Annotated in this window: 11 protein-coding genes and 1 pseudogene; 9 read left to right on the forward strand and 3 right to left on the reverse strand. The window is 62.8% G+C overall.

Going from position 1 to position 11,053, the window contains the following annotated elements:
- Nucleotides 1-212 precede the first annotated feature (212 nt).
- The 4 genes from NKJ08_RS30765 (at nucleotide 213) to NKJ08_RS30780 (ending at nucleotide 3,267) form a co-directional block, all read left to right on the forward strand.
- Nucleotides 213-1,139 (forward strand): ABC transporter ATP-binding protein, encoded by a 927-nt coding sequence (locus NKJ08_RS30765; RefSeq protein WP_352527554.1) that lies wholly within the window; start codon nucleotides 213-215, stop codon nucleotides 1,137-1,139.
- Nucleotides 1,140-1,153: 14 nt separating this feature from the next.
- Nucleotides 1,154-1,915: an ABC transporter permease gene (locus tag NKJ08_RS30770; protein ID WP_352527661.1), complete on the forward strand. Its 762-nt coding sequence runs from the start codon at nucleotides 1,154-1,156 to the stop codon at nucleotides 1,913-1,915.
- Nucleotides 1,916-2,098: 183 nt separating this feature from the next.
- Nucleotides 2,099-2,590 (forward strand): MarR family winged helix-turn-helix transcriptional regulator, encoded by a 492-nt coding sequence (locus NKJ08_RS30775; protein ID WP_352527552.1) that lies wholly within the window; start codon nucleotides 2,099-2,101, stop codon nucleotides 2,588-2,590.
- On the forward strand, nucleotides 2,587-3,267 hold the full coding sequence (locus tag NKJ08_RS30780; RefSeq protein ID WP_352527550.1) for a GNAT family N-acetyltransferase: 681 nt from the start codon (nucleotides 2,587-2,589) through the stop codon (nucleotides 3,265-3,267). Before NKJ08_RS30775 ends, NKJ08_RS30780 begins: the two co-directional genes overlap by 4 nt.
- A gap of 105 nt (nucleotides 3,268-3,372) precedes the next feature.
- On the opposite strand, the gene NKJ08_RS30785 is transcribed toward NKJ08_RS30780, so the two are convergent.
- On the reverse strand, nucleotides 3,373-5,364 hold the full coding sequence (locus tag NKJ08_RS30785; protein ID WP_352527548.1) for a PhoX family protein: 1,992 nt from the start codon (nucleotides 5,362-5,364) through the stop codon (nucleotides 3,373-3,375).
- Nucleotides 5,365-5,570: 206 nt separating this feature from the next.
- Between NKJ08_RS30785 and NKJ08_RS30790 the strand changes: the two genes are divergently transcribed.
- The 4 genes from NKJ08_RS30790 to NKJ08_RS30805 all read left to right on the forward strand — a co-directional run bounded on the left by NKJ08_RS30790 (nucleotide 5,571) and on the right by NKJ08_RS30805 (nucleotide 9,097).
- Nucleotides 5,571-5,909: a hypothetical protein gene (locus tag NKJ08_RS30790; RefSeq protein ID WP_352527546.1), complete on the forward strand. Its 339-nt coding sequence runs from the start codon at nucleotides 5,571-5,573 to the stop codon at nucleotides 5,907-5,909.
- A 14-nt stretch (nucleotides 5,910-5,923) separates the two neighbouring features.
- Nucleotides 5,924-6,625, forward strand: a complete 702-nt coding sequence (locus NKJ08_RS30795) for a phosphatase PAP2 family protein (RefSeq protein ID WP_352527544.1) — start codon at nucleotides 5,924-5,926, stop codon at nucleotides 6,623-6,625.
- Between the two features lie 311 nt (nucleotides 6,626-6,936).
- The gene (locus NKJ08_RS30800; RefSeq protein WP_352527542.1) at nucleotides 6,937-7,206 is read left to right on the forward strand and encodes a helix-turn-helix domain-containing protein; all 270 of its coding nucleotides are present in this window, start codon (nucleotides 6,937-6,939) and stop codon (nucleotides 7,204-7,206) included.
- A 181-nt stretch (nucleotides 7,207-7,387) separates the two neighbouring features.
- Entirely contained in the window at nucleotides 7,388-9,097 is a 1,710-nt protein-coding gene (locus tag NKJ08_RS30805; RefSeq protein ID WP_352527540.1) for a SulP family inorganic anion transporter, read from the forward strand.
- Nucleotides 9,098-9,110: 13 nt separating this feature from the next.
- Here the strand turns inward: NKJ08_RS30805 and NKJ08_RS30810 are convergent, their stop codons facing one another.
- Complete coding sequence (locus NKJ08_RS30810) at nucleotides 9,111-9,971, reverse strand: NHL repeat-containing protein (protein ID WP_352527538.1); 861 nt, start codon at nucleotides 9,969-9,971, stop codon at nucleotides 9,111-9,113.
- Between the two features lie 114 nt (nucleotides 9,972-10,085).
- On the opposite strand from NKJ08_RS30810, the gene NKJ08_RS30815 reads away from it, so the two are divergent.
- The gene (locus tag NKJ08_RS30815) at nucleotides 10,086-10,892 is read left to right on the forward strand and encodes a helix-turn-helix domain-containing protein (RefSeq protein ID WP_352527536.1); all 807 of its coding nucleotides are present in this window, start codon (nucleotides 10,086-10,088) and stop codon (nucleotides 10,890-10,892) included.
- A gap of 61 nt (nucleotides 10,893-10,953) precedes the next feature.
- Here NKJ08_RS30815 and NKJ08_RS30820 read toward each other — a convergent pair.
- A pseudogene (locus tag NKJ08_RS30820) lies at nucleotides 10,954-11,053 on the reverse strand (IS481 family transposase); the annotation flags it as partial.

The raw sequence follows: 11,053 nt of genomic DNA on the forward strand, positions 1-11,053 counted from the left end.
CGGTCAAAGCGGCGTCCCGCCGCGAGGCGGAACGCCGCAGTGCCGTTTAATCTGCTTTTGCGTGGAATTTGGCTGGACGACCAAGCAAGTGTTGCCTATTCCGGCGAACCTCGGTGTCCAGAACTGTCAGGAGCGCCATTGACATCCGGATTTGCGCACCGACATTCAGCGGATTAAATCAACAACTCTGTTTCAAGCAGCCGTTTTCAGCCATGCAGCCGATCATTTCGATTTCCGGGGTCACCAAGACCTATGCCACCGGCTTCAAGGCGTTGAAGGAGATCAATCTCGATATCGTGCGCGGCGAGATATTTGCGCTGCTCGGGCCGAACGGCGCCGGCAAGACGACGCTGATCTCGATCGTCTGCGGCATCGTCAATCGCTCGTCGGGCAGCGTCACGGTCGACGGCCATGACATCAACCGCGACTACCGCGCCGCGCGCGGCCTGATCGGGCTGGTGCCGCAGGAACTGACCATCGACGCCTTCGAGAGCGTGTGGGCGACGGTCAATTACAGCCGCGGCCTGTTCGGCAAGCCGGCGAACCCCGCCTTTGTCGAGAAGGTGCTGCGGGATCTCTCGCTGTGGGACAAGAAGGACGCAAAGGCGATCACGCTGTCCGGCGGCATGAAGCGCCGGCTGATGATCGCCAAGGCGCTGTCGCACGAGCCGCGCATCCTGTTCCTCGACGAACCGACAGCAGGCGTCGATGTCGAGCTGCGCAAGGACATGTGGGCGATGGTGCGCCGGCTGCGCGAGGACGGCGTCACCATCATCCTGACCACGCATTACATCGAGGAAGCCGAGGCGATGGCCGACCGCGTCGGCGTGATCAACCGCGGCGAGATCGTGCTGGTCGAGGACAAGGCCGAGTTGATGCGCAAGCTTGGCCGCAAACGGCTTGTGCTGGAACTGCGCAGTCCGCTGGCCACCGTTCCCGACGCATTTTCGCGCTATGCGCTGGAGCTTTCGCCGGATGGCGGACAGCTGACTTATACTTATGACAACCAGAGCGAACGGCCGGGCGTCGCCTCGCTGATCCGCGAGCTCGAGGCGGCCGGTATCCAGTTCCGCGACATCGACACGGAAAACAGCTCGCTCGAGGAGATCTTCGTCAATCTGGTGAGGAAACAGGCATGAACCTGCGCGCGGCCATGAATCTTCATGCAGTATGGGCGATCTATCGGGTGGAGATGGCGCGCGCCCTTCGCACGGTGCTGCAGAGCATCGTTTCGCCGGTCATTTCGACGTCGCTCTATTTCGTCGTCTTCGGTTCGGCCATCGGTTCACGCATCACCGAGATCGACGGCATCAGCTACGGCGCCTTCATCGTGCCGGGGCTGATCATGCTGTCGCTGCTGACGCAGTCGATCTCCAACGCCTCTTTCGCCATCTATTTTCCGAAATTCGTCGGCTCGATCTACGAATTGCTGTCGGCGCCGGTGTCCTATCTGGAGATTGTCATCGCCTATGTCGGCGGTGCTGCGACAAAGTCGATCGTGCTTGGCTTGATCATCCTGGCGACGGCCTCGCTGTTCGTGCCGCTGACGATCGAGCATCCGTTCTGGATGCTCGCCTTCCTAGTGCTCACGGCGGTGACCTTCAGCCTGTTCGGCTTCATCATCGGCATCTGGGCGAAGAGTTTCGAGCAGCTGCAGCTGGTGCCGCTGCTGATCATCACGCCGCTGACCTTCCTCGGCGGCAGCTTCTATTCGATCAACATGCTGCCCGGCATCTGGCGCACGGTGACGCTGTTCAACCCGGTCGTCTACCTGGTCAGTGGGTTCCGCTGGAGCTTCTACGGCAAGTCCGACGTCTCGGTCGGCGTCAGCCTCGGCATGACGGTGATCTTCCTGCTCGTCTGCATAGCAATCGTCGCCTGGATCTTCAGGACCGGCTACCGGCTGCGCAACTGATCGACTGGCCTTGCCAGGCAAAGCAGCCCCAGCATTTCGAGCAACGTTTCCAGGCGGAAAAGCGGTATAGGTCAGCTCCTAGACGCAGTGGACCGCTTGAAGGCAAGCCTTGCAACGCGGCGCTTGATTTCCATGCACTGTTATATACAATGTTATTGATTTCTGCATGCGATGGGCTGACCTATGGAAGACGTCATACGATCGCTTGGCTTCCTGTGCCTGGGCAGCAGGTTGAAGCGTATAGGCGAGCAACTGCAAGCGGATGCGCAGCGCCTGCTCGACCGGCTGGACGTCCCGGTTCAGGCGAGCCAATACCCGCTGCTAGCCGCGCTCGACAGGCTGGGCCCGCTGCCTGTCGGGGAACTGGCGCAATCCCTTGGGATCGCGCAGCCAGGTGTAACGCGGAGCGTGTCGCTTCTGGCCGAATTGGGATTGCTCGAGGTCAATCAGTCGAACGATGACCAGCGGCGCAGGATCGTCTCCCTCTCGGGGGACGGTCGGCGGCTGGTCGATGTCGCAAAGCGCGACGTCTGGCCGCGCATCGAGAACGCCGTCGCGGATTTGTGCGCAGATCTTTCGGGGCCGCTTCTTGATCAGCTGACCGCCATCGAGGACGGCCTCGCAGCGGCTCCTCTCGACCGTCGATTAAAAGAGCCGGAGGGTGCGGTGCAATGAGACACCTGCTTGACCGCCCTATCTGGAGCGCGCTTCGGACGCGGCATCAGGTCTTCGCGCAAGGTGACAACCTCGCCAGACGATATCGGCCGTCGATTGTTCCTTTCGCCACCACCGCCGCGGACGACCCGGAAAGCCTGCAGGCGCTCGAAAAGCTTGTCTCCTCAGGTGAGAGTGTGATCCTGCTTCAGGCCGACGCCATTGCTCTGCCCGCGGGGCTTTGTGCAACGTCTGCCGCGGCCGGGGTTCAGATGATTGCCGAGCAGCCGTTGCAAGTCGTCTCCGACCAGCGCGTGCAACGTCTGACGCGACACGATGCAGCTGAGATGCTCGCCTTGGCACTGGTCACCAAGCCAGGCCCATTCACGCTCGAAGCCTTGAGCCTGGGCGATTTTTGGGGTGTGAAAATTGAGGGCAGACTTGCGGCCATGGCCGGCGAGCGCATGAAGCAACCTGGCTATACCGAACTCAGCGGGGTGTGCTCACATCCGGAATTTCGGGGCGGTGGCCTGGGCAAGCTGCTGTCCCTATTCGTGGCAAATCAGATAGTAGCGCGCGGCGAGGTTCCATATCTCCACGCCTATGCCAGCAACGCTACGGCCATAAGATTATACGAGTCGATTGGCTTCAGGTTGCGAAGCATGATGAACGTAGCCGTGGTTCAGCGCGCCGAATAATCCGTCAGGCGCACAATGGCAGCATGGATGCATCCTGCGCATCGGAAAAGGAAGGATTTCGTATCACCGAAATCCTTCCTTGAGACTGCAAGGCCTTGCTGCGTATCAGACCGCGATCTTACCGCCGCCTTGCTTGGTGATGGCAACGACCGCTGGGCGCACCGGCATCTCCGGCTTGAAGTCGGGCCAGCGCGTCGACAGGTCCTCATAGTAGGACGGACGGCCGAACGCCTCCCAGTCCTCGCCGCCGTCGCCCGGATGCTGGACGGCAACGAAGGCGGTCTGGTCGTCCGGCGCAAATAACGGGCCGCACATTTCGGCTCCGATCGGCACACGGAAGAACAGTTTCGAGGTCGCCCGCGCCGGTCCTTCCGTATCCACCGCCCACAGACCGTCAGTGCGGCCCGTGGCCTTCGGACCCTGGCCGTCGGTGGCGACCCAGAGGCGGCCGGCCGAATCGACCGCGCAATTGTCCGGCATGCCGAACCAGCCATTGGCGGTGGTTGCGGTCGAGAAGGTGGCGCCGACTTCGGCCACAGCGGGGTCGCCGCACTTCAGCAGGATTTCCCACTTGCCCTTTGTCGCAGTGAAATCGCCGCCATCCTCGACGATCTCGATGATATGGCCAAAGGCGTTTTCGGCGCGCGGGTTGGCGGCGTCGACCTGATCGGCCTTTCGCTTCGAATTATTGGTCAGCATGACATAGACCTTGCCGTTGGCGGCATTGGGCTGGATGTCTTCCGGGCGGTCCATCTTGGTGGCGCCGAGCAGGTCGGCGGCGCGGCGCGTCTCGATCAGCACGTCGGCCTGGCCGGCAAAGCCGTTCTCCGCCGTCAGCGGACCCTGGCCGAAGACGATCGGCAGCCATTCGACCGAACCGTTCTCGGCGAACTTGGCGACATGCAAGGTGCCGTCGTCGAGCAAATTCATGTTGGCGGCGCGCTCGTTCGGGTTGAACTTGCCGGTGGTGACGAACTTATAGACATAATCGAAGCGCTCGTCGTCGCCGAGATAGAAGACGACACGGCCATCCTTGGCGACGATCGATTCTGCGCCCTCATGCTTGAAGCGGCCCATCGCGGTGCGCTTCCTCGGCACCGAAGTCGGATCCTGGACATCGACCTCGACGATCCAGCCGAAGCGGTTCGGCTCGTTCGGCTCCTTGCCGATGTCGAAGCGGTCGTGATGCGCAGCCCATTCATAGGCGCCTTCGGGAATGCCGAGGCGCTTGTAATTGGCCGCTTCCTTGTGGCCCTGCGGCAGCTCGCCAGAGAAATAGCCGTGGATGTTCTCCTCGGCCATGACATAGGTGCCCCACGGCGTGACGCCGCCGGCGCAGTTGTTGATGGTGCCAATGATTTTCGTGCCGCTCGGGTCGGCGCTGGTCTTGACGCGGTCGTGGCCGGCGACGGGGCCGGACAGCGCGATATCGGTGTTGGAGGTAATGCGTCGGTTGAGCTTGCCGTCGCCCACGACCTGCCATTTGCCGGCTTCTTTGCGGATCTCGACAATGGTGCCGCCATGCGCGGCCATCTCGACGTCGACTTGTTCTTTGCTGAGGGCCGTCTGCTTGGCTTTGCCGTCGACGATGGTGACGAGGCCCGGAAACATCAGATGCGGATTGGTGTATTCGTGATTGACCACCAGCAGGCCGTGCTCGGCCGAGCCGTCGATCGGGATATAGCCGACATAGTCGTTGTTGTAGCCGAATTGTCTGGCCTGGGCCTCCGCCGACTGTTTTGTCGGATCGAATTCCGGCGAATCGGGGAAAAGCGGATCGCCCCAGCGCAGCAGAACATCGGCGTCGTAGCCTGGTGCGACGTGATGCTTATCGTCGATGCCGGCTTCAAGCTCGTCGAAAGCGAAGGCAGAGCCTTCGGCGGCGCGGGCGTTGTCGGCGGTGATCAGCGCCAGCGGGCTGACGGTTGCCGCTATGGCCGAGACGGCAAGCGAGCCCTTGAGGAAGCCGCGGCGCGAGAACCGCGCGGCGATGATCTCGCCCATGGTGCGGTTGTCGGAGGGATTGATGGCCGGGCCGTTGTTTTCCTCGAGCTGGCTGGTGCGGAATCGGGCGTCGGGGGAGCGATGTTCAGTCATGGGGGCTTGCCTCTGGCTTCTTGGGATGGCTGGAGCGTGGCGCTTGACTGACCGCCTATCGCCGGCAGATCACAGTTTGATGACGTTGCCGGTCAATTTCCAGCTTCAGATTTCGCGTCCGTGATCGGCCCCGCTTGACCGCGACCGGCGCTTCGGAAACAAGAGCTGCGGCAGGCGCGGAAGGACCGCATCGAGAGGAACAAAAAGTGAGTTTCTGGGGACTGGGGCAGCTCGGCGTTTCGACAGTGATCTTTCTGCTGGCGGCGACGGCGGCGAAGCAATGGGGACTGGCGCCGAGCCTCGGCAAGATGGTGCTGACGCTGGCGCTCTATTCGCTGGGCAATCTGATCATGCTGAGGCTGATCCGTGAATTCGGCATGTCGGTGTCGTTCAGCCTGTCGGCGGTGATCCAGCTGGTGTCGGTCAACGTGGTGGCGCTGGTCTTCTTCGGCGAGCGCGTCAATGCCTTGCAGGCGACCGGCATCGTGCTCGCCGTCGCAGCTGTGGCGCTGATAACGCTCGGGCCCTATCTGCAAAAGCTGTAACTGCGATCGGGCCGATGAAGAACACTGCAAGCAGGCTGCGCAACTGGCTGGAGTTCCCGGTCCTGCTGGCTGGGCTGATCATTGCCGGCGGGCTGTGGGGGTTCGAAGAGCTGATGGAAATGGCGCGGGCGACCACGCCGCATGCCTTCGACACCGAAATCCTGCTCGCCTTCCGCAAAGCCGGCCAACCCGACAATCCGATCGGACCGGCATGGCTGGAAGGGGCGATGCGCGACATCACCAGCCTCGGCAGCGCCAGCGTGCTGGTACTGATCACTGCGGCAATGATCGTCTATCTGCTCCTCATCCGCAGGCCAGGCGCGGCGCTTCTCATGTTCGTCGCGGTGGCGGGCGGCCAGGTCCTGTCAAGCGTGCTGAAATTCGACATCGACCGGCCGCGCCCCGATCTGGTCTCGCATCTCGCCGACGTGGCATCGCTTTCGTTTCCGAGCGGCCACGCCATGCTGTCGGCGGTGACATATTTGACGCTGGGCAGCATGGCGGCGCGGTTTTTGCCCGGGCGGACAACGAAAATCTACGTGCTTGGGCTGGCGGTGCTGACGGCGGTGCTCGTCGGCATCAGCCGTATCTATCTCGGCGTCCACTGGCCATCCGACGTGCTGGCCGGCTGGTGCGCCGGCTTTGCCTGGGCGATGCTGTGCTGGCTGGCGGCACGGTTCCTGCAGCGATGGCTCGGGCGGGCCGATGGCACCTGACTCAGTAAGTCAATTTGCGGTCAAATCAGCCTGTTAATCAGGCCATGGCCGCAGCCTGCCAGCAGGAAAACCATCGACAGCAAGGCTGTCGATGTCGTCAACGGTTTGAATATCTTCACCCGCTTATCCTGTTGAAGTCGTTGCCTGTGAAATCGGGATCGCAGGGCCGCCAAACGATCCCGAGTCTGTAGCATGATAGCGTATCGGCTGGCAAAGAGTGGTGCATGTCTCACATGTGCAGGATGATGCTTGAACCATTATAACAAAGGTATTATACGTGACATTGCAGACTCAGACGGGGGTTTTGGCCGATGATCACTGCCGCGCAGATGCGTGCCGCGAGGGCGCTGGCCGGCATCGACCAGAAGACGCTCGCCGAGCGCGCCGGGGTTTCGCTTCCAACCATCCAGCGCATGGAAGCGAGCGACGGCGTGGTCCGGGGCGTGGTCGATACGCTGATGAAGGTCATCCAGGCACTTGAAGAGGCCGGGGTCGAGCTGATCGGCGAGAACCAGGCGAGCGAGCGTGGCGGCAGGGGTGTTCGCCTCAGGCCTGTCACGCCGCAGAACCCGCAAGGCTGACGGTACTGCCGCATCGGCGGAAATCGAGATCGATTTTCGGATAGTCCGATGCGCGGTTCAAAAGTATTGGAGCGTACCTGTGCGCCCATTTGGACGCACGCCGCTCCAAGTCGCGACGGCGACCGCCGACAGTCTTGCCGACGATCCCGCCGCCTCCTTGGTTTCATGCGGAAGGCACTCGATGGATCAGACCCGGCGGGCAGTGCATCAACCAGCGCGGCCGACATTTTCCGAACTGTTCACGCCGAAGCTGGTGACGGTGCTGCGCGAGGGCTACACGCTCGAGCACTTCAAGGCCGATGCCATCGCCGGGCTGACCGTCGCCATTGTGGCGCTGCCGCTGTCGATGGCAATTGCCATTGCTTCAGGCGTGACGCCGGAGCGCGGGCTTTACACCTCGATCATCGGCGGCTTCCTGGTCTCGGCGCTGGGCGGCAGCCGTTTCCAGATCGGCGGCCCGGCCGGCGCCTTCATCGTGCTGGTGGCGGCGACGGTGGCGCGGGTCGGCGTCGATGGCTTGCTGCTGGCGACGATGATGGCCGGCGTTTTCCTGCTTGCCATCGGCTATCTCCGGCTTGGCACCTACATCAAGTTCATCCCCTATCCGGTGACCGTAGGCTTCACCGCCGGCATCGCCATTATCATCTTCTCTGGCCAGATCGTCGAACTGTTCGGGCTGAAGCTCGCCGGCAAGGAGCCCGGGCCGCTGGTGCCGAAGCTGATGGCGATCGGCGAGGCGGCCGGCACGATCAACATCGCCGCCACCTCGGTGGCGGCACTGACCATCATCACTATTGCGCTGTTGAAGCGATTTCGGCCGAAGTGGCCGGCGATGCTGATCGCCATCGGGCTGGCGTCACTCGTCGTGGCATTGCTCGCCCTGCCGGCCGAGACGATCGGCACGCGCTTCGGCGGCATTCCGCGCAGCCTGCAATGGCCCGCCTTTCCGCCGCTCAGCCTCGACCGGATGATCGACGTGCTGCCGGACGCCATCGCCTTTGCGCTGCTCGGGGCGATCGAATCGCTGCTCTCGGCCGTGGTCGCCGACGGCATGACCGGCAGGCGGCACCGCTCCAATTGCGAGCTGGTGGCGCAAGGCTTCGCCAATATCGCCTCCGCCTTGTTCGGCGGCATCTGCACCACCGGCACCATTGCCCGCACCGCAACCAATGTGCGGGCCGGCGCGCATGGACCGGTCTCAGGTATGATGCACTCAGCCATCCTGCTTGCGTTGATGCTGGTGGCGGCACCACTGGCCAGCTACATCCCGCTTGCAGCGCTTGCCGGCGTGCTGGCGGTGGTGTGCTGGAACATGTTCGAGAAACAGGCCTTCGCCACCTTGCTGCGCGCCTCGCGCGGTGATGCGCTGGTGCTGATGACGACGTTCCTGATCGTCATCTTCCGCGACCTGACCGAAGGCATCGTCGTCGGTTTTGCGCTGGGCTCGATCCTGTTCATTGACCGCATGGCCAAGAGCATCGCAGTGGAGGCGGACCAGTCGCTGGTGCAGGAAGACGTCGCCGACCGAGCCAGCGCCTATGATTCCAGCGAGGCGAGCGATGCCGACACCGTCGTCTACCGCATCTCGGGCGCCTTCTTCTTCGGCGCCGCCTCGACCGTCGGCACGGTACTGGACCGCATCGCCGACCAGCGCAAGAACTTCATCCTCGACTGTTCAGCGGTGCCGTTCTTCGATTCGACGGCGGCCAACGTCATCGAAGGCGCGGCCCACAAGGGGAGCCGCGCCGGCGTGCGCTTCATCATCGCCGGCGCTTCACCGCAGATACGTCGCATGCTGATCAACCACGGCCTCAAGCGGCCGCTGGTGACCTATGCCGCCTCGATCAAGGACGCGCAGGCGCAGCTGAAGAAAGCTGCGCCCGCTGCCTGAGCTGGCTGCTGGCTTAGTCGAGGCTCAACGCCGCAACTTCGCCGTCGTTCATCAGCGGCACGAAGATTGTCGACCTGCCGTCGGTGCCGATGTCGGCGCTGCCCGGCTTGAAGGTCGCAACCACCTGCGGCGTGTCTCCCGCTTTGTAGCGGTAGAGCGTGCCGGTCATATAGGCGGTGGCGTAGATGCTGCCGCTGATGGCGACGATGCCGTCGAGATTGGCGAACTTTTCGGCACCGGGCAATGGCGCAATTGCCTTGGTGGCGAGATCGACCGAGAGCAGGCCGCCCGGCTCCGCGGTGCTGAAGTCGGGCTTGATGCCCTTGCCCCAGGAGGCGACGATCAGCCGGCCGCCGTCGCAGAAGACGCCGTTCGGCGAAGCCAGTGCCGCATCCCTGACGAACAGTTCCGGCCGGTCGCCGTCGATGCGGTAGATCGCGTCGGCCAGCATGTCGGTGACGTAGACCTTGCCGGATGCATCGGCAGTCATGTCGTTGAGAAAGACGGCATTCGGCACGTCGATGGTCGAGACGAGCTTGCCGCTTTGAAGATCGACGACGCGCACATGGGTGATGTCGGCGACATAGAGTTTGCCGCCTGCAATCGCCATGCCCTTGGGCGCGTCCATGCCGTCGGTCCAGTGCTGGGTGACCATCTTGCCGTCCGTCGACAGGACCGACAGATAGCCATTGCCGTCGGCTTCGCCGGGGCTGCCGACGATGTTTGAGACAATGATGCGTTTGCCGGCAGCGTCGAGGAGCGCCGATTCAGGTTGCTCAAGGCCGGTGGCGCGCCAGAGTTCGCCGGCCTGGGCTGCAGGCGCAATCGCGGCGCCGATGGTGGCGAAGAGTATCGAAGTGATGAGGGTCCTCATGGCTGGTCTCCTGTAATGAATGGCGGAGAGCTAGGCCTTTCGATACTTTCCCGGAAGACCTATCGGGACTAGTACCGAAGGCTGATACCAAATCACGCGAAAGAGGTGCATCGCATGAACGGGCTGATCTTCGAAGCGTTGAAACGGACGTTGAAGGCCAAGGGCGTCACCTACCGCGTCCTTGCCGAGCGGATGAGCGTTTCCGAGCCGACGGTGAAGCGCATCTTCCACGAGCGCAACTGCAAGCTCGACCGGCTGGTGGAGATCTGCGCGGCAGCCGGCGTAGAGCTGGAAAATGTGCTTGGCTCGATGACCAGGGGGCCGGGACCTGCCAACCACATCGCGCCGGAAATCGAACGCAAGCTCGCCGGGCGGCCGGCGCTGCTGTTCGTTTTCGTCATGCTCTCCGAGAAATTCACCCCCGAAGGCATCATGCGCTCACAAGGATTGAGCGAGGCATCGATGTTCCTCTATCTGCGCGACCTTGAGGAACTCGGGCTGGTCGCGCTCGGTCGCGGCCTGTCGGCGAGACTGCTTGTCGAGACACCGATCCAGTGGAATTTCGACGGGCCGCTGCGGCCGCTGTTCGAGATGACCAACAAGAACTTCATCGGCTGGGCCATCACGCATCTGCAGCGCGAGGCGACATTCGTCAGCTTCTCCAGGCGGATGCGGCCGGAAACGGCGGAAATGGTCAGGCGCGAGGCGGAGGAACTGGCCGAGCGCGCCAAATTGCTTGCTCATCACGATCAGCACACGACGCCCGAGGACGGGCTGGTCGGCTACAAATGGACCTTCGCTTTCGGCGCGACGCCATTCCCGGTGATTATGCCGATCGGGCCGCATCCGCGCGACGCCGGCGCACGGACGCCCGACCGGGCGGCGGTCGCGGCCAACGGGCGACGTCCTCTGCCGGCCTAAATCGATTGCCTCCGCCTTGCCCTCGGCGCAGCGGACCCTAGAGGTTGGTCCCAAGCACCATCTAGATGTTTAGTCCCGGCGTTTGATGGGTGGGATCGAGTCGGAACCGTTCGGGCTCTTTTGCCCAAATTTTGCAGATGAACTCATAGGGTGTGAGACCC

It is taken from the genome of Mesorhizobium sp. M0244 (genome assembly GCF_040321795.1).
In the GTDB taxonomy this organism is placed as follows: domain Bacteria; phylum Pseudomonadota; class Alphaproteobacteria; order Rhizobiales; family Rhizobiaceae; genus Mesorhizobium.